This is a genomic window from Acidimicrobiales bacterium, assembly GCA_036270875.1.
Taxonomy (GTDB): Bacteria; Actinomycetota; Acidimicrobiia; order Acidimicrobiales; family AC-9; genus AC-9.
Window position 1 is genome coordinate 1 of the sequence record DATBBR010000133.1, and the last position, 18,523, is coordinate 18,523.

At 68.9% G+C, this 18,523-nt stretch carries 18 protein-coding genes; 7 read left to right on the top strand and 11 right to left on the bottom strand.

Annotated features, from left to right (window positions below):
- A partial coding sequence (locus VH112_13000) for a TetR/AcrR family transcriptional regulator (protein HEX4541151.1) occupies positions 1–496 on the bottom strand: 496 nt, incomplete at its 3' end.
- A 118-nt stretch (positions 497–614) separates the two neighbouring features.
- On the opposite strand from VH112_13000, the gene VH112_13005 reads away from it, so the two are divergent.
- Positions 615–2,207 carry an MFS transporter gene (locus VH112_13005; GenBank protein HEX4541152.1) on the top strand — a complete coding sequence of 531 codons (1,593 nt, stop codon included), beginning with the start codon at positions 615–617 and terminating at the stop codon, positions 2,205–2,207.
- Positions 2,208–2,246: 39 nt separating this feature from the next.
- Here the strand turns inward: VH112_13005 and VH112_13010 are convergent, their stop codons facing one another.
- From VH112_13010 to VH112_13040, 7 genes are all read right to left on the bottom strand, one after another.
- Positions 2,247–4,307: a hypothetical protein gene (locus tag VH112_13010; GenBank protein HEX4541153.1), complete on the bottom strand. Its 2,061-nt coding sequence runs from the start codon at positions 4,305–4,307 to the stop codon at positions 2,247–2,249.
- 106 nt (positions 4,308–4,413) lie between these two features.
- Complete coding sequence (locus VH112_13015) at positions 4,414–5,157, bottom strand: alpha/beta hydrolase (protein ID HEX4541154.1); 744 nt, start codon at positions 5,155–5,157, stop codon at positions 4,414–4,416.
- 87 nt (positions 5,158–5,244) lie between these two features.
- Positions 5,245–6,711, bottom strand: a complete 1,467-nt coding sequence (locus VH112_13020) for a trypsin-like peptidase domain-containing protein (GenBank protein HEX4541155.1) — start codon at positions 6,709–6,711, stop codon at positions 5,245–5,247.
- A gap of 396 nt (positions 6,712–7,107) precedes the next feature.
- A complete protein-coding gene (locus VH112_13025; GenBank protein HEX4541156.1) occupies positions 7,108–8,133 on the bottom strand; it encodes a TIGR03617 family F420-dependent LLM class oxidoreductase in 1,026 nt (341 codons plus the stop codon).
- Positions 8,134–8,157: 24 nt separating this feature from the next.
- Positions 8,158–9,027, bottom strand: a complete 870-nt coding sequence (locus VH112_13030; protein HEX4541157.1) for an SDR family oxidoreductase — start codon at positions 9,025–9,027, stop codon at positions 8,158–8,160.
- Between the two features lie 46 nt (positions 9,028–9,073).
- The gene (locus VH112_13035; GenBank protein ID HEX4541158.1) at positions 9,074–10,102 is read right to left on the bottom strand and encodes a DUF4185 domain-containing protein; all 1,029 of its coding nucleotides are present in this window, start codon (positions 10,100–10,102) and stop codon (positions 9,074–9,076) included.
- A gap of 18 nt (positions 10,103–10,120) precedes the next feature.
- Positions 10,121–11,095 carry an NAD(P)-binding domain-containing protein gene (locus VH112_13040; protein HEX4541159.1) on the bottom strand — a complete coding sequence of 325 codons (975 nt, stop codon included), beginning with the start codon at positions 11,093–11,095 and terminating at the stop codon, positions 10,121–10,123.
- Between the two features lie 41 nt (positions 11,096–11,136).
- Here VH112_13040 and VH112_13045 point away from each other — a divergent pair, with 41 nt between their 5' ends.
- The 3 genes from VH112_13045 (at position 11,137) to VH112_13055 (ending at position 13,832) form a co-directional block, all read left to right on the top strand.
- Complete coding sequence (locus tag VH112_13045) at positions 11,137–11,757, top strand: hypothetical protein (GenBank protein ID HEX4541160.1); 621 nt, start codon at positions 11,137–11,139, stop codon at positions 11,755–11,757.
- Positions 11,758–11,903: 146 nt separating this feature from the next.
- Complete coding sequence (locus VH112_13050) at positions 11,904–12,440, top strand: cupin domain-containing protein (protein HEX4541161.1); 537 nt, start codon at positions 11,904–11,906, stop codon at positions 12,438–12,440.
- Positions 12,441–12,557: 117 nt separating this feature from the next.
- A complete protein-coding gene (locus tag VH112_13055; GenBank protein ID HEX4541162.1) occupies positions 12,558–13,832 on the top strand; it encodes a 2'-deoxycytidine 5'-triphosphate deaminase in 1,275 nt (424 codons plus the stop codon).
- Here VH112_13055 and VH112_13060 read toward each other — a convergent pair.
- The gene (locus VH112_13060) at positions 13,829–14,710 is read right to left on the bottom strand and encodes an oxidoreductase (GenBank protein HEX4541163.1); all 882 of its coding nucleotides are present in this window, start codon (positions 14,708–14,710) and stop codon (positions 13,829–13,831) included. The two genes, VH112_13055 and VH112_13060, sit on opposite strands and share 4 nt — an antisense overlap.
- Between VH112_13060 and VH112_13065 the strand changes: the two genes are divergently transcribed.
- Entirely contained in the window at positions 14,700–15,398 is a 699-nt protein-coding gene (locus VH112_13065) for a TetR/AcrR family transcriptional regulator (protein HEX4541164.1), read from the top strand. The two genes, VH112_13060 and VH112_13065, sit on opposite strands and share 11 nt — an antisense overlap.
- A gap of 94 nt (positions 15,399–15,492) precedes the next feature.
- Positions 15,493–16,227, top strand: a complete 735-nt coding sequence (locus VH112_13070) for a hypothetical protein (protein HEX4541165.1) — start codon at positions 15,493–15,495, stop codon at positions 16,225–16,227.
- Between the two features lie 630 nt (positions 16,228–16,857).
- Here VH112_13070 and VH112_13075 read toward each other — a convergent pair.
- On the bottom strand, positions 16,858–17,292 hold the full coding sequence (locus VH112_13075; GenBank protein HEX4541166.1) for a VOC family protein: 435 nt from the start codon (positions 17,290–17,292) through the stop codon (positions 16,858–16,860).
- 33 nt (positions 17,293–17,325) lie between these two features.
- Here VH112_13075 and VH112_13080 point away from each other — a divergent pair, with 33 nt between their 5' ends.
- Complete coding sequence (locus tag VH112_13080) at positions 17,326–18,057, top strand: helix-turn-helix transcriptional regulator (protein HEX4541167.1); 732 nt, start codon at positions 17,326–17,328, stop codon at positions 18,055–18,057.
- A gap of 218 nt (positions 18,058–18,275) precedes the next feature.
- Here the strand turns inward: VH112_13080 and VH112_13085 are convergent.
- Positions 18,276–18,523 (bottom strand): hypothetical protein (locus VH112_13085; protein ID HEX4541168.1); only part of this gene is annotated, 248 nt, incomplete at its 5' end.

Below are 18,523 nucleotides of genomic sequence, written 5' to 3' on the forward strand. Positions count from 1 at the left end.
TGGCCGACAGGACTCCCGCTCGCAGGCTGCCCGCGTCACCTCCGATGGCATTTCCCACCACCTGGCCGCACTCGCGACTGAGGGCAGCGCGTACGGCCTCGGCAGCCTGGTCATTGGTGAGCATCGAGCGGAGCAGGGCCAATTGAGCCTCAGGCTCCCCCTCCAGCTTGTGCTCGAGCTTGGCGAGCAGGCGGTCGGCCAGCTCGTCCTCGGGCCCGACAACCGTGTCTTCCATCTCGACACGGATCGCCGCGCCGAACAGGTTCTCCTTCGAGCCGAAGTAGTGCATGACAAGGGCGGGATCCACTCCCGCACCGGCTGCAACGGCGCGGATCGTCGTCCGGTCGTACCCAGCCTCCGAGAAGAGCTCGCGGGCCACACCGAGGATCCTCTCCTCGGTGTGGTGCCGGCGCCCTGCCTTGGCCACCGGGGTCTTGGCCACCGGGGTCTTGGCCACCGGACCCTTGGCTATCGGGAATGCATCGGTCGTCGTCACGGTTCGATTCTACAGGCGTTGACAACCCGGCCAAGTAATTCTACAGTCGTTGAATCAACGTTTGTTGAGCACATTCGCCCGTGGACGAACGCGCCCCGAATCGAGCAGGAGGCCCGGCATGACGACGACGACGGCCGAGGTGGGCCGAGCACCTTCCAGCCTGACGAGGTACAAGTGGGCGGCGCTCGCCGTCCTGGCCCTCGCCCAGCTCATGGTGGTGCTCGACACGACGATCGTGAACGTGGCCCTGCCGTCCATCCAGCGGGCCCTTCACTTCTCGTCGGCCGCCAGCCTCCAGTGGGTCGTCAACGCCTACATCCTGGCTTTCGGAGGCTTCCTCCTGCTCGGCGGGCGGGTCGCCGACCGATATGGCCGCCGCCGCGTCTTCGTCGGAGGCGTCATCCTCTTCGTGGTCGGCAGCCTGGCGGGTGGCCTGGCCAACTCATCGGGTCTCCTCGTCGCGGCGCGGGCCGTCCAGGGCCTCGGAGGCGCCTTCATGGCGCCGGCGGCGCTGAGCCTGGTAACGGTGATCTTCACCGAGGGCGAGGAGCGCAACCGGGCCCTCGGGGTGTGGGCTGCCATCGCCGGGACCGGCGCCGCCATCGGCCTCCTGCTCGGCGGGGTGCTCACCAGCGGGCTGTCGTGGCGGTGGGTGTTCTTCGTCAACATCCCAATCGGTGTCTTCGCCGCGCTGGCGACCTTTCGCCTGATGGGCGAGAGCCGTGATCCCGTGGCCGGTGGCTTCGACGTCGCCGGGGCGGTGTCGGCGACCGCGGGTCTCGGAACGCTCGTCTTCGCGCTCGTCCGGGCGAACGTGTGGGGTTGGGGGTCGCCGACCACCCTGAGCGTCTTCGCGCTCGCTGCGGTCCTCCTGACCACCTTCGTCGTGCTCCAGCTCCGGCGCCGCAATCCGCTGGTGCCGCTGCGGCTGTTCCGGAGCAGGATCCTCGTCGGCGCCGACCTGGGCATGCTCCTGGCCGGAGCCGGGCTGTTCGGCATGTTCTTCTTCCTGACCCTTTACATGCAGGACGTCCTGCACTACTCGGCGCTGAAGACGGGACTGGGGTTCCTGCCCATCTCGGCGGTCATCATCACCAGCGCGGCCATTGGCTCGCGGATCCTCGGTCGGGTGGGAGCCCGTCCGATATTGGTGACCGGCTTCACCCTGGCTGCCACCGGGCTGGCCCTGCTGGTGCGGCTCTCGCCCACCACCGGGTACGTCGACGTGGTCCTGCCTTCGATCCTGCTCATCGGCGCGGGCATGGGCGCGGCCTTCGTGACCATGACGTCGTCGGCCGTGGCGGGAGTCCCGAGGGAGGACGCCGGCGTCGCCTCGGCCCTCCTGAACGCCAGCCAGCAGATCGGCGGATCACTCGGGCTTGCCGTCCTGACCGCCGTGGCCACCGCCCGCTTCGACGCCGTGCGGCCGATCCACCCCACTCCGGCGTCCGTGGCCTCCGCCACCACGAGCTCCTGGGTGTGGGGCTTCGTCGTCGCCGCAGTGCTGCTCCTGGCTGCCGCCGTGGTAGCCGGCATCCTCGTTCGGGTCCGCCGGCAGGACCTGGCGCCGGACGAACCGGTTGGCGGTGAGAACGAGATGGCGGAGGCGCCGGTGCTGGCGGAGCTCGAGCTGACCTCTGCGAGCACCGACGTGAGCCTCGTCGACGGCGAGCGGTCACGCACTGACGCTGGTGCGGGCCCCACGTGGTGAGGCGGGCGTGCGTGGCGCCCGCCCTGTAGGCCGGACGCGTCAGGCGTCGGCTCTGGCCGCCCCGAGCCGCCGACCGAAGGCAAAGGCCAGGCCGTAGAGGACGGCCACGAGGACGAGCAGGAACCGATAGCCCGTCAAGAGCGAGAGGTACTCGAGGATGCCGCCCACGATGGCGCCCAGCAGGTTGGCGCCAAAGGCCGTGGTGGACGAACCGACCTCTCTGAACCGTTGGGCGAAAACCAGGTTGGCCAGGAAGATCGGAGCGAAGGCGAGCACCGCCGCGACCACGAATCGCAGCACCGGGGCGAGGCCCAACAGCGCGTCCTGGGGCACGGCCCAGCTGATCGCCAGCGCGACGAGCAACGCTCCGTACAGCAGGGTCGGTCTCGGCAGCTTGACGCGGCGGGCCACCTCCACCGCGGCGAGCACGCTCAGCAGCACTCCCGCGAACACCAGTGAGTTGACGAACCAGGTCGTGCCGAAGAGCAGGGCGAACTGCACCACGTTCTTGGTCTCGAGCAGCAGGAACGCTCCACCCATCCAGAAGAGGTCGACGTACCGCCCCATGGACCGCAAGCGCCCGGCCGTCACCCGGACGATCACCAGCGACGCGAGAAGGACAAGGCCCATCGTCCACAGGTAGAGCGACGGGATCGACGGTGTCGCCAGGTACGGGAAGGGATGATCATCGGTGGCCGGGGTCAGCTGACGGCCGTGCCAGGGGCTGGCGCAGCTCGGGACCGGCCCGTGGGCCTCGGCGGTGAGCACCGCCTGTCGGCGACCGCCCAGAGGCGCACCCACCTCCACGCACGGCGTGGCGGGGAAGACCGTGTCGAGCGTGTTGGCGTATCGATCCAGCAGGAACGGCTGGTAGTAGTTGTACATGGCGAAGGTGCCGCCCGGGGTGAGGTGGGACTGCGCCGACCGCACCGCCTGCACGGTCAGCAGGTAGTTCTCGAGTCGGAGGTTCGACTCGCCGCCGAGCACCGTCAGGGAGTCGGGCAGCGCGAACAGGATCAGGCCGTAGTGCTTGCCGGTCTGCTGCAGGTAGGCCCGGCCGTCGTTGATGTGCACGCTCACCCGAGGGTCCTGGTAGGGGCGGTCGGAGTTGTGGTCCCGGCCCAGCTGGGCGAGGACGGGGTCGATCTCGACGGCGTCGACGTGCTTCGCCCCCTCGGAAAGGGCCGTGGCCACGTCGTTGCCGGTACCGGCCCCGATCACCAGGACGTCGTTGAGGTCGCCGGGCTTCAGGTGCCGGTAGGGAAAGAAGTAGAAGGGCAGGATCTTGTGCAGGGTGTCGACCGGGTAGACGGCTTGGTGAGGAATGTTGTTGGCCGACACGACGAACACGCCGTGGGTGTCCTGGGGCGTGAACGCGGTGATCTTGTAGTACGGCGACCAGTGGTCGAAGGTCGAGGTCGACTCGACGGCCAGCAGCGCGACCACGCCCAACGCCGCCGCCCCGTGCCACCACCGCAGGCGGCCCCGCAGCATGAGGACCATCCCAATCCCGACGACGAGGCCCCAGACCACTGGTGGAAGGCGCAGGAACGACAGCAACGAGAAGGCCGCGATTCCGCCGATGCTGCCCACGATGTCCAGGCGGTAGGCCTCCAGGGGGCTGAAGCGGGCGAACGTGCGGGCGACGGCCTGGCCCAGTCCGGCCATCACGGCGGTCACGAGCAGGAAGATGATCGACAGGCTCAACCACTGCGGCAGGGCGGCGGCGCCGTCGCGACCCTGGAGCTGGTGGGGGCCAGCCAGGCCGAAGGCCTTGACCGGGAAGACGAGCACGAAGGCCACCAGCGCCACCAGCGCGACCGGCGCCCAGCGTGACACGTCCCGTCCCGAGCTCCCGAGCAGAAAGCCGACGCCGATGCCGAGGAAGCTGGCCAACAGGGCGAAGTTGGTGATGTAGGCCAGGTAGACGTTGTTGGCGGCCGTCCATCGGATGAGGGCCAGCTCGGTGAAGAGCATGAGGAAGCTGAGCAGGACGAGGCGCCAACGGCCGGACCGGGCACCGGCCGGCCCCCCACCGACCTCGGTCGGCGCGCGGTCGCCCGAGACCGAATCGACACTTCGGACGTCACTCAGCTGCATGTCATGTCTTCGCGCAGAAGGCTCCCCGCCGGTGCAGGCGTCCCGGCAACCGTACCCGGCACAAAGCATCCGCAACCGGGCGGGCGCGCCGCCGGTTGCGCAAGCGTCAGCCGACCGACGCCCAGAACTCCTCGAGGACCGCCGCTCCCCGTGCCGGGTCCTGCAGCATCCACCAGTGACCGAGGCCGTCGAGATCGGCAACCTTGGCCCCCGCCCGACCGGCACCGGCGCGGGCACCGGAGGGCGACAGGAACGGGTCGTCCGAGGGCAGCAGCGTCAACCCGGGCGCAGGCACGTTCTCGAAGTCACCGCCCCACTCGCGGCCCACATCGACCGCCGAGCGGTAGAGCGCCAGGATGCAGTCGGCCATGGTCGCGTCGGGCCAACCGGCCATGATCAGGGCCTGGTCGGCCGGCACACCGAATGACTCGAAGGTGCTAGAGCCCTGCTCGGTAGGCAGGGCCAGCTGCTGCTCCCAGAACGCCTCACCCGCATCGGGTGTCTGCCAGAGCTTCGCCAGGTCGTGCCACTCGAACCCGGGATCGCCGAGCGCGGCTGCGTCCGTCACCCAGGAGCGCACCAGATCGGGACGGGTACTGACCAGCCGCACCACGAACCCTCCGCCCCAGTCGTGGCCGACCAGGTCGATCTGCCCGTCAGCCCGCAGCCTCTCGAGCTCGGCGACCAGCCAGGCGACGTACTCCTCCTTGGTGGCACCGAAGCCCGGCGGGCGCTCGCAGCCGAACCCGGGCAGCTGCAGGGCGGCGACGTCGTCGCGAACCAGGTGGACGCGCAGTGGGTCCCAGAGTGCGGGTGTCTCTGGTACGCCGTGGACCAGGACGGTGGGCATGGGCGCCGGCTCCTCGCTCGTGCGGAGCGCCCATTATGTCTTGGCGGTTCTGTCTTGACGGGCTTCGCCGCCCGGCGCTGCTCCTGGTCAGGCAGGTGGTCCGCTCGTCAGCTGCATGGTGGCGGTGTGGTGCCTGCCGGACTGGTCGACCCAGCCGACATCGACCTTGTCCCCCACGTGGTGGGTGCTGATGGCGGAGCTCAGCGAGCTGGGTGAGTCGACGGTCTTCCCGCCGAGGGAAACGATCACGTCGCCGGCTCCCAACCCGGCGGACTCGGCCGGGCTGCCAGGCTCGACACCCTGGACCAAAGCCCCAGAGCTGACCGGCGCCTGCCCGCCGGAGCCTCCGAAGCCGCCACCGAAGGGGTCGCTGTTGGAGCCGGACTGGCCACCAGCGCTGCTGACCTCGACACCCATGAAGGGCCGGCCGCCGACCTGGATGTTTCCCCCGCCGTGCCCACTCTGGATCTGGTTGACGATGGACAGAGCGCTGTTGATGGGTATGGCGAAGCCGACGTTGGACGACGTGCTCGCCGACTGCTCGGCGCCACCGGTGGCCGCCGCCGTGGTGATGCCTATGACATGCCCGAATGCGTCGACGAGGGGGCCTCCGGAGTTGCCGGGGCTGATCGGCGCGTCCGTCTGGATCAGGCCGCTCAGGGTCTCCGAGCCACCGGTCCCGCCGCCGCTGGCGGTGATCGTCCGGCCGAGCGCCGACACGGTGCCCTGGGTCACGGTGGGCGGTCCCTGGAGATCGAGGGCGTTGCCGATGGCGAGCACCGGCTGGCCGACCGTCACCTTGGAGGAGTCACCGGGACTGACCGTCGCCAACCCCGAGACACCCTGGATCTGGAGGAGGGCGACGTCGTCCGTGACGTCGGTTCCCAACACCTTGGCCGTGTAGCTGCGACCCTTCCCGTCGATCTTCACGCTGATGCCTGACGCGTTCTCGATCACGTGGTTGTTGGTCAGCACCTCGCCCGAGGACGTGAGGACCATGCCGGTCCCGGCCGCGCCGCCGCCCTGCCCGGCGAGGTTCGAGGTGATGTCCACGATGCCCGGGTCCACCCGTGAGGCAATCGACGCGGCGTCCAGGCCGTTGGGGACGCCGGCCGTCGAGGAGGACGAGGACTGCGGTGAGGCAGTCACCGGGTTCGAGCTCGAGATGCCGTTCAGACCGCGGATGGCGAAGGCGATGGCGCTCCCGACGCCCCCGATGAGGACGATGGTCGCAGCCAGCGCCGCCAGCACCGCCAGCCAGACCCGGTGAGGCCCTGGCGGCTTTTGACGGGGGGGAGGACCCCAGGACCCGTACGGCGACCCGTGGCCCCAGCCGGCGTGGCCGCCGCTGCCGTAGCCGCCACCACCGCCGTAGCCGCCGCTCCCGCCCCCGTGGCCGTAGCCACCACCGCCGCTGTCGTCCCACCCACCACTGCCGGAGCCACCGGCGTCCTCGTGCGACGAGCGTGCCCCCCAGGCCGGGACGGATCCGGTGGGCTCGTGCCAGTAGGGCATCTCGGACGTGACCGGGCCCTCGGTCCTTTCTTCTCCCATCGCTACGAGACTCCCATGTTCTTCCGCCTCGTACAGCAGCTCCCGACCGGGTTCGTATTCCGACCGGGTCCCACCGATCCAGTGTGGTGGTTGCCCCTGGGACTGACCTGTGAAGCCGCTGGGGGCCCTCCAAGAAGTGCCGGGCGGTGGGCCGCGCGGACGCCTCAATGGGCGGGAAGCTGGACATAGCTGGCAGCGACGACCGGTCTCCGAACCTTCGGCAATCCGTCACCACCAGTTCGGTTGCTGGTCGGGTCGCCGTCACCTGCCCTTGAGATGCTGCAGCTTGGCATCCTCGCCTGCGGGTCCTCACCACACAGGTCTCTCCTGCACGCGGACCGTCGACCCTCCCGACCGGGTCGGCGGTCCGCCGAGGAGGGGCGGGGTGCGCTTCTCTCACGCGGCCTGGAGCTGGGCGACGACGCTGGCGACCTGGTCGTCATGGACCGGATCGTCCCGGGTCGGTAGCAGGATCCCGTCGGCCAGCGCGCCGTACCGCTCCAGCAGCAGGGCGGCCAGCTCGTCGTAGGGCGCCGTCGGCAGCAGCGTGTCGAGGAGGTCGTCGGACACCAGGTCGGCGAGGTCGTCCCAACGCTCGTCCCGGATCGTGGCTTGAAGCCGGTCTGCCACGTCGTCCCAGCCGTAGAGCTCGAGCGTGCGGCGGTAGGCAGGTGTCGAGTAGAGGAACGCCAGCATCCTGCGCTGGCGCTCGCGCTCGGCGACACCATCCTCGGTGCTGGTTCTGACGGCGACGACCGGACCGACGACCAGCTCGAGGTCGGCCAGGTCACGACCCGATCGGGCCGCACCGGCGCGGAGGTTGGGAAGGCAGATCTCGCTCAGATAGCGGGGGTCGGAGCTCGTCGGATGGGTCACGAAGCCAGCGGCCAGCTCTCCGGCAAGCCGGCAGATGCCGGCGTTGACGCCGCCGAGCCAGGTGGGTGGCGGTTGGACGGCCGGGTCGGGGCCGGGATTGAAGTACGGCTGCATCCGCGTCAGCCGGTAGACCTCGCCCTCGCAGCGGAGCTCGCCACCCGTGCGGAACGACTCGTAGAGCGCGGCGAGCGCCTGTACGTACTCACGCATGCGCTCGACGGGCGCCGTCCACGCCATACCCATGCGATCCTCGATGTTCTGGCGGATCTGGGTACCGAGGCCGAGCTCGAACCGGCCTGCCGACAGCTTGGCCAGGTCCCACGCCGCGTACGCAGTGAGGGTCGGGCTGCGTACGAACGCCAGCGCCACGCTGGTCCGGATCGTGATTCGCTCGGTGTGCTCGGCGATCAGGAGGGACACGGCCAGCGCGTCGTGCACGGTCTCGGCCACGTGCAACCCGTCGAAGCCCATGGCCTCGACGCGGCGGGCATTGGCGACGATGTCGGGGAGCGGGAGCCGGGGGTCCATGCCGGCGTAGACCTTCACGACAGAAGCGCCTCAGACGCGTTGTCACCCATCACGCTCCTCCCACGGGCGGTCCTGCGAAATTGGGGGTGGCCACCGGGCGAGCAGCTCCCGCTCCCGCACCTCCTCCTGGGCCATGACCACCTTCCCCCGCAGCGCGTCGGCCTCGGCGTCGGCGACCAGCCAGCGGATGGCCCGGGCGATCACGTCGGGGGTGCCCGGCGTGAAGCGCCGGCTGTACTGCGCTGCTCGACCGGCCGCCACGGTCCGCTCGGTGATGGTCCACCCCGGGTCGACGCTGAACACGCGCACGCCCAGCTCGCCGTACTCGACGTGCAGCAGTGGGGCCACCCGACCGAACGCCGCCTTGCTCATCGCGTAGCCGAGGCTCCATCCCCCTTCGCCGACCTTGGCCGGCGGTTGCAGGTGACCGGCTCCGGACACGAGGTTGACGATCGTTCCGCCTCGTTCGACGAGATGGGGCAGCGCCGCTCGTATCAGTGCCAGCTGGGCGACGACGTTGCCCTCGAGCAGGGCCCAGAGCTCGTCGTCGGTCAGGTCGGCGAAGCGGGCCAGGGTGCCGGGGCCCTGGTAGATGGCGTTGTTGACGAGCACATCGAGGCGGCCGAACCGCTCGACGGCCGCGGCCACGGCACCCGCCACCGCCGGTCGGTCCAGCAGGTCCATGGCGACGGCGAATCCCTCGGCTCCCTCGCGCTCGACCTGCGCGAGCGTCGTGTCGAGACCGCCGGGCAGCGCCAGCCCGGGATCGGTGTCCGAGCGTCCCCGCCCGTCGTGTGCCGTGCGCGCCGCCACGGCCACGTCGAATCCTCCGGCCGCGAGGTCGAGAGCCGTCGCCTTGCCGATGCCCCGACTGGCACCGGTCACCAGGGCGACGGGGCGGCCGCTTGCCATGTCGGACGACACTAGGGCCGGACGACGCCAGGGCCGGACGGGGACCTCACCCCCGCCGGGCTCGAAGGGGCTCGTCGTCGGCGGGGCGGAGCGACGTGTGCATCAGGTAGACCTGGTAGTGGTCGTAGACCGACATCGTGAAGTAGATGTCCGGACCGTCGTTCCACAGCGGCGTGATGTACGGGGCGTACAACTGCGGGAACTCCGCGCTGGTCACGACCACCTGGGGAGCGCTCCACGGGCCCGTCAGCGAGTCGGAGAGGCGCAGGACGACCTGGCCGGTGGGGTCGACGAGGTAGGTCATGAGCCACTTGCGGTAGTGCGAGCTCCACTGCACCGAGAGCTCGCCGACCGGAGAGGGCGCGACGTCCACCGCCGCGGCCGGGCTGCCGGTCGTCCACGAGCTGCCGTTCCAGTACTGGTACGCGGCCGTGTCGAGAACCTGGCCGTCAGGCACCCTTGCCAGCCGGACTGGCCCGTAGCGCCCGCCGGGGATGCCGAAGACGTAGACATAGGGGGCCTGGTGGACGAGCGACACCTGACCGAAGTTGCTCGTCCCCGGCCAGCTCGCGGTCGGGTCCCTCGTCCAGGTCTGGCCTCGGTCGTCCGAATGAGCGAGGCCGGAGTAGTTGATCGTCCAGTGGCCCGGCGAGTTCCAGCTCTGCACCGACATGTAGTACAGGAACATCCGGTTGCCCACTGAGACGCCGTGGGTGGGTATGACGCCAGCCTCGCCGGAGCTGGCGGGGATCAGCTCCTTGGCCGCCCCGGAGGAGTCGCTGATCATGCCGGCGAAGTCCAGCCCGTGGACGGGCGGCGTGGCCGTCGGATCGACCCGCGCCATCGTGTTTCTCCGGTAGCCGCTGTGCGCGACCGAAAAGAACGGAAAGGCCGCCGGCCCGCCGAAGGTGTCCCCGAAGGTGACGAACATCTGGCCGTTGGCCAGGAACATGTGACCGAGGTCCGCCCCGTACACCTTCCATCGTGTGTCCGTCTGGTTGATCGATCCGCGCCCGGTGAGCTGGGCAACCTTGTAGGTGTCGGAGGGATCGACGCTCAGGGGCGGGGAAGCGATCGTGGCGGGCCCCCTAGCTCAGTGCTGAGTGGCGCCCTCGCCCAGCCGGGCCCGCAGCTCGGACTCGAACGCGAGGATCTCGGGAGCCATCGCCTGGGCTCGAAGCTCATGGAGCCGTGGGTAGCCGGCATCCCGCTCGGCGTCCCATTCCTCGGCGAAGCGCCCGGACGCGATGTCGTCAACCAGCTCCCGCATCGTCGTCACCATGTCGAGATGGCCGTAGCGGCCCGCCCGGGACATCTGGCCGTACTGGCTTGTCGGCGAGTGGTGCGCCATCTGGGCGGCGCCGCCCTCGATGCGCACCAGCCTGTACGTCCGCTCCACCTCACCCGAGAGGACCAGCTCGGTGACGACAGCCTCGAGCGGGATCCCATGCTCCAGCATCACCTGCACGAACGACTCGTTCACCTGCCGGAGCGCCGGGCTGAGCGCCTGTTCGACGGCGAGATCGAGGACGGCCTCCTGCTTCGGGGTCAGCTCGATGGCGCCCTGGCGAAGCCCGCCGATGGCCGTGGCCACCGCCAGGGTGCGGGACCGGGCCGTGCCGGTGACATCACGGTGGACACCGACGGCCGTGATGAACCCGACGCCTTCGACGTAGCAGCGCCGCACCTCCGGACCGAGCATGCGGGGTGCGACCATCCCGAGATCGCACGAGGGATCGAGCTGCCCGAAGGCCAGGGTGTAGCCACTGGCGACGATCACCAGCGCGTCGGGCCGAGGTGTGAGGGCCAGGGTGGGAATCACGTCGTCGGGCACGAGCACGCAGACCACGTCGGCCTCGGCGGCGGCGCCGACGTCGCTGGTGGCGAATCCGTCGGCCTCGGCGGTGTCCCGGGTGGCATCGGCCCGCACACAGACCATGACATCGAGGCCCGAGTCCCGAAGATTGAGGGCCCAGGATCGGCCCTGGTTGCCGTACCCGATCACGGCGACGCGCTGGCCGGCCAGGGCATCGAGGTCGGCGTCGGATTCATAGAGGATGGAGGTCACGCCCAGACGGTAGCCCGCGGTTGTCCCCTACGATCATTGCGATGGGTGTCGACACCCACGCGTGTCCCCCGCCCAGGATCGCCGTCGTGGGATGGGGCTCGCTGATCTGGGACCCGCGTGAGCTGCCGCTGAGGTCGACGTGGCAGCCGGACGGGCCGGCACTGCCGGTCGAGTTCACCCGGGTCGCCTCCGACGGGCGGCTCGCCCTGGGCCTCCGCGGCGGCGTCGGCGACGTGCAGACACTGTGGGCCATCATGTCCGGCGGGGAGCTCGAAGTGGCGCGCTCGCAGCTGGCCGAGCGGGAGCGGACCGTTCCCGACCGGATCGGGTGCCTCGACCGCCGCGGCGCCGGTTGTCTGGACTCGCTGGCGTCAATCAGCCGTGTCGGTCCGGAGGTGGGCGACGGCGACCTGGTTCGTCGTCTGGGGTCGTGGCTGGCCGATCGGCGGCTGGACGCGGTGATCTGGACGGCGCTCCCACCGAACTTCGAGGAGCGGGCGGGCCTCGCACTCAGTGTGAGCGCCGCCGTCAGCTATCTCGAGCAGGTCCCGGACGAGGTGCGGCGAAGGGCGGAGCAGTACGTTCGTCGCGCGCCACCGCAGGTGCGCACGGACATCCGCCGGGGCCTGGAGCGTGTCCTCGGCTGGACACCGATGATGTAGGCGTCAGGCGCTGGCGACCTGGCTCAGTGGGTAGACGGGGCATGACCGCCGGATCGCCGGGGTGGATGCCGATCTCGGAGAGGATCTGCATGAGCACCTAGCATCGGGCCTCCACGAGCTCAGCTTCCGGGAGGTTCGCTGTGAAGGTGCGACGGGTTGCCACTGGTCATGACGAGAAGTCCAAAGCGGTCTTCGCCTCCGACGACGAGGTCGATCCCGTGGTCCTGAAGCTGATGCCGGGCGCCGAGTTCCACCTCCTGTGGGGCGGCGACGCGCCGGCCAGCTTCCCTGACGCCGGCACATCCGGCGCTGCGGCCGACGGCCGCGCCTACTTCCCACCGGTCGGCGGCTACCGGTTCGGCCTGGTCACCATCCCTCCGGCGGGAACCCAGCCTCCCGCCGATCTCGATATCTCCGATGCACTGGCGGAGATGGAGCGAGGCCTGCCAGGCATGCTGGCACACACCGAACTCGACGACCCTGGGATGCACACCACCGACACGATCGACTTCGAAGTCATCCTGGCCGGCGAGCTCGTCCTCGAGCTCGACGACGGCGCCGAGACGGTGCTCCGACCAGGCGACACGGTCGTCCAGAACGGCACTCGCCACCGCTGGCACAACCGCGGTCCCGAGCCGGCCACGATGGCGGTGTTCATGACCGGCGCTCGACGAACCACATGATGCGGCCGGTGCCGGTGTTCGCATGAGCGGCGTCAGCAGCTCGCCGTGCCTCATCACCGTCTTACCAAGGCCCGCCCGGCCAGCCGCCGGGCCACCGACACCACGCTACGATGAGGTGTGTCGCAGCTGTCGACCCAGGCGCCCGGTCCATTCAAGCTTCCCGAGGGCAAGGAGGGCGTCCTCCCCGTTCAGCACCTCGCGGGCGCCATCTCGTCGGACATCATCAGCGGTGGCGGATTCACGATTCCGCAGGAGAACCTGCAGCCGGCGAGCCTCGACCTGCGCCTTGGTGAGGTCGCTTACCGAATCCGGTGCAGCTTCCTTCCCGACGACCAAGCGGTCGACCGGAAGCTCAAAGACGTCATCATCGACGAGATCAATCTGCACGGAGAAGGTGCCGTGCTCGAGACGAACCGGCCTTATCTCATCCCACTCAAAGAGCGACTTGCCCTTCCCGACAACGTGCGGGGCAGGACCAACCCCAAGAGCTCCACGGGCAGGATCGACGTCTTCACCCGGGTGATAACCGACGAAAGCTACCGCTTCGACGAGATCTCGCCGGGGTACGACGGGCCGCTGTTTCTCGAGGTCGTCCCGCTGTCATTCGCCGTGCGGGTGCGAGAGGATCTGAGTCTCTGCCAGCTGCGGCTGTCGGTCGGGCGCTCGCAGCTGGACGACGACGATGTGCGTGAGTTTCACGAACAGCAGCCCCTGTTGTTCAAGGGCGGCGGCGATGCCGTGGCTCCCGACCGGCTGGCGCTGGCCAACGGCATGTTCCTCAGCCTCGACCTCCGTGGCGATCCGAGCTCCAGGGTCGGCTACAAGGCGAGGGACAACGCGCCGCTGCTCGATCTGACCCAGGCTGCACTACGCGAGCCCAGTCGCTACTGGGAGCCCGTCCTCAGTGAGGAGCGAGACCGGATCGTCCTGACGCCGCAGAAGTTCTACCTGTTGATGTCGAACGAGGCCGTCTCGATCCCTTCGACGCTGGCGGCGAACATGACTGCGTATGACCCCACCAGCGGTGAGCTGCGGACGCATTACGCCGGCTTCTTCGATCCTGGTTTTGGCTACGACCCGCAGGGCCGGTTTCACGGATCAAGGGCGGCCCTGGAAGTACGGGCGCACGACGTGCCGTTCATGATCGAGCACGGTCAACGCGTCTGCAAGCTGACCTTCGAGCGCATGCTGGAGGCGCCGACGCTGCTGTACGGCGAGGCGATCGGGTCCTCGTACCAGCGCCAGCACGAGACGCTCGGCAAGTACTTTCTGCGGCCGGGTGGCCGGGCGCCGTCGGAGACGACCGCCGCTCCGGACACTTCCCCGGAAGGCCGTAACACGGGGGGCACCGACCAGCTCGCCCTTCCGATCGAGCGCGACGCTGACGCTTAGCCCCGATCTGTGGCGACCAGCGGGAAGCGGACGCCGGTCAGCTCCTCGGAGACTTGCCACAAGCGGTGGGCCACGCCGGTGTCCTGTGCGGCCTTGGTGCGTCCCACGAGCTTGGGTGCGCCGCGCTGTTCCATGAAACCGCCGGGACCGGCGAAGCTGTTGCCAGGAACGTCGGCGACGGCCGCGTAGAGGGTCGGTAGCGCTCCGCCGTCCTCGTCCTGGGCGATCAGGCGGTTGCCCAGGACGCTGATGAGGTCCATCCATCGGCGCTGGCTGTGGAACTGGAGGTTGGTTGCCGCATAGCCCGGGTGTGCCGCGGTGGCCAGGACCGAGGACCCAGCGGCCCTCAGACGTCGCTGCAGCTCGGCGGTGAACAGAAGGTTGGCGAGCTTCGACTGCCCGTAGGCGCGCCACGCGCGGTACGGCTTCCGCTCCCAGTTGAGGTCGTCGAAGTCGATGCTGCCGAACCGGTGCCCGATGGAGGAGACAGTCACCACCCGGCCGATCACCTCCTTGAGCAGGAGATTGGTCAGCGCGAAATGGCCGAGGTGGTTGGTGCCGAACTGCAGCTCGAAACCGTCCGCGGTACGGGTCAGGGGCGGCGTCATCACGCCGGCGTTGTTGATCAGCAGGTCGATGTCACCTTCCCAGCCAGCCGCGAAGGCGCGAACCGACGCCAGGCTGGCGAGGTCGAGCTCGCGAACCTCGGTCTCGCCGGACATCGTTGCTGCGGCGGCCTTACCCTTCTCGACGTCGCGTACGGCGAGGACGATGCGAGCATGAGCGCCAGCAAGCGCCCGGGCGGCGGCCCGGCCGATGCCGCTGTTGGCGCCGGTGATGACCACGCTGCGACCGGCCAGGTCGGGGATGTCCGTCATGGCGAAAGTAGTCATAAGCAACAATGTAGACGCAGACAACAATGCTGTCAATGGCAACATTGTTCCGCTATGCTGGGTCATCGTGAGGGAGCGGCCCTATCACCACGGCAACCTGCGCACCGCGCTGCTCGCCCAGGCGGAGCGGATCCTCCGCGAAGAGGGGGTGGATCGACTCTCCTTGCGTGAGCTGGCCCGACGGACCGGAGTCAGCCATGGCGCGCCACGCCGCCACTTCTCCGATCGCCAGGCGTTGCTGGACGCGCTCGCTGAGGCCGGGTTCGCACGTCTCGGTCACGAGCTCCGGGGCGCGATCGACACTGCTGACTACGACTTCGAGGCGCGGTTGCGGGCGACAGCCGCCGCGTACGTCCGATTCGCCACCCGAGATGCAGCGCTGCTGGAGCTGATGTTCGTCGGCAAGCACCGCGACCAGTCCGGAGCGTTGCACGAGGCGGCCGAGCGCGCCCTTTCGGTCATCCTCGAGCTGATCCAGCAAGGTCAGGCCAATGGCGCAGTTGAGCGTGGAGAGGCCGAACGCGTCGGCCTCGTCCTCTTCGCCACCATGCAGGGGATCGCCGCCCTGGTCACCGGAGGCATGGTGCAGGCAGCGCAGGTCGATTCGCTGGTCGCCGACGCCGTCGCCCGCTTCCTGCGCGGCTCGCGCGTGGCCGCGACCGAGGCAGGGTGAGACCGTCGATCCACGTCGACGCGAGTCGATGCGTCGAGCGCGTCATCGCCTCGCTATGCTGCCCGCTCTTCTTCGAGTCCACGGAGGGCCCTCGGTGCGGTCGATCGTGATTCCAATCATCGGTATCGCGCTGGCTGCAGCTGGGGCGGCATGTGGGAGCAGCAGCTCCGGATCGTCGTCGACGACGTCGTCGCCGTCCCGCTCCTCCACCGCCGGGGGCGCCACGGTCGCGAGCGACCACGCCCTTGCCCAGCAGATCAACCTTCAGGCGGGAGACTTCCCGTCCGGCTGGCAGTCGCAACCCTCGAGCTCATCGGGATCGAGTACGACAAGGACCCGGCAGCTGTTGACCTGCCTCGGCGTGTCACCGTCGCTGGCCGCGACGACCGTCGATGTCGACTCTCCGAACTTCAGCCAGTCCCAGCCCTCTGGCGAGCTCGACGCCGCCTCGAACGTGGCGTTTGCTCCTACGACAGCTCAGGTGGCGCGCTCGTTCCAGGCCTTCAGCTCTCCCAAGGCGAACTCCTGCGTGCAAAGCGTGCTCGCCGCGGAGCTCAAGAGGCAGAACGTTTCGTCTTCCCGCACCCTGAACGTCTCCAGCGCGCCGGTGGCAGATCCGAGCGGCGACCAGGCCTTGGCCTTCACGGCAACCACCTCGGTCATGACCCAAGGCCAGACCGTGCCCATCGAGTTCCAGATAGCACTCGTCGGCAGAGGCCGCGCCGAGATCTCGATGCTGACCGGCGGGGTCGCCGCAACCTTTCCCCAGAGCCTCCAACAATCGCTGCTGTCGGCGATGACGAGCCGCGCGGCCCAGATTCCCGTCTAGAGGTATGACGGTTCTACCCGGATCGGGCTGCAGCGCTCGCTCGACCGTGCTGACCTGAGCGGAGTGGCGATGTTGACCTTGCGCCCCATGAGAGCGGCCCAACTCGACCTTGTGAGAGCGTGGTTGGCTGACCCAGACGTCGCTGCGTGGTACCTGGTCGGCTCGAGCATCGACGAGGAGGTCGAGGAGCTGAGCAAATGTATTACCGGCGACGAGCCGAACCGAGGTCCTCCTCGTGTGCAAGCAAGGTCAGCCGATCGGCTGGTGCCAGTGGTGGTCAGCTACCTCAGGCAGCGGCATCCGTGCGCCCCGATCATTGCCGATCCAGAGGCGTCGAACGGCCCTTCGAGAGGCGTTTTGGAGAAGAACGGGTTTGAACTTCTCGGGGAGCGATCAGTGCATTCCGAGCCGACGGAGGCGCCCATGGCGATCTACCGCCTGCAACCCGAGCCCTTCCCGGTTGTCGCCAGGACAGGCGGTGCGCCGAACGAAGGGTCGGGGTCGCGCTGAGGGCGCGCCGACCAGGGGTCCGCCGAGCTCGGGCACCTGCTCGGAGCAGGCCCAATCCTCCGCAGCCGCGAGCTGGAGGTGGTGTGAGCTCTGATCCTCATTGACGAACCGGCGGCCCCCCTAGCCGCCTGGAGGGGCGAAGTGAGGCGCCCCTTCGGAATCGAAGTGAAAGCCGGGGTTGTACACGAGCTCCCACACAGTCCCATCCGGCGCTTCGACATAGGCGTGGTAGCCCTCGAAGAACTCGGGACGTTGTGGTGGTTTGCGTACCTTGGCGCCGGCGGCGACCATGGCCTCGACGGCGGTGTCGACCTCCGCTGGCGTGTCGAAGAGTTGACCGAGGTCGAAGGGCGGGACGCGCTCGCGGTCGCCGACGTCCCTCTCCAGGTCCCGCCGGCCGAACAACCCGACCATTCGGCCAGGGCCCGCCCGCAAGAAGGTGACCTCTCCGGGAATCGCGAGCGCCGGATGCCATCCGAGACGCTTCACATAGAAGGCGTGAGCCTCGTCCAGGTCCGGAACGGCGAGGGTGATGATGTCGACTCGTAGATCCATGACACCAGTCTCCCTGGCAGACTGGTCTCTGTCTTGAACGAATCGGACATCTACCGTGAGTGGCCGCCACCGCCTGGCTGGCGGTCCATGGTCGCGTGCCGCTGGCAACAGCGTGTCGAGGGCGAAACCGATCACCGGGTGGTGCCGGATGGGTGCGCCGACGTGATCGTCTCCCAGATCGGCGACCCTGTTGCGGTCGGGCTGGCTGACCGTGCTGTGGTCCACCACCTCGGCTCTGGGTCGATGCTGCTAGGACTGCGGTTGCGGCCCGAGGCCGTGGCAACCTTCTTCGGTGTCCCCGCCGGCCAGCTTCGCAACCAGGACCTCGCCCTTGACGAAGTCGTCGGCAGCCGGCGCGCCAGACGTCTGGTCGACTCGGTGATTCACGGGGTACCGGATCCGCTGCTGCTGGCTGTGCCACCCCGCATCGTGGCACGGGCACTTGACCTGCTGGGCAACACTACAGTGGAGGGCACAGCCGAGACCCTCGGCCTGTCGAGCCGACATCTTCGTCGCTTGCTCATCCAGCACAGCGGCCTCGGGCCCAAGGACCACCAGCGCGTGATGCGGCTTCGACGATTCCTCGACAATCCCCGCCCGCTCGCTTTGGCCGCAGCGACCAGTGGCTACGCCGACCAATCGCACCTGGCCCGAGAAGTCAAGCGCCTGTCCGGCCTCAGCCCGACGGCGGTCCGCTCGGAACGCCAAGTCCACGACGGCGGACTAGTGGGACCAGCGCCCCTCCGTCGAGCGCCCATCAGATGACTCACTCGGCCGGCGATCGGGGACGCTCTGCCCGACCTCGCCCAGATAGCGACGACTCGTCATACGACGAGCCGAGCCCGGCGACGGCCGTGAGTCTGCGTGAAGCGTGGGAATCTCAGGCTGAGGCGTGGGCTGCGTGGGCCCGGACGCCAGGCCACGACCATTTCTTCTGGCGCTACAACCTGCCACGTTTCCTCGAACTCATTCCCCAGCCAGGTTCACTGACGGTCGATGTGGGGTGCGGGGAGGGCAGGATCGGCCGTGCCTTGATGGCACGCGGCCATCGCGTGCTCGCCATCGATGCCGCGTCCACCCTGGCTCGACTGACCGCAACCCACCACGACCCTCAGGTAGCCGTGGTTGCCGACGCCGCCGCCCTCCCGCTCCCTGAGGCGATCGCAGACGTCGCGGTCGCCTTCATGTCCCTCCAAGATATCGACGACCTTGACCGGAGCGTCGGAGAGCT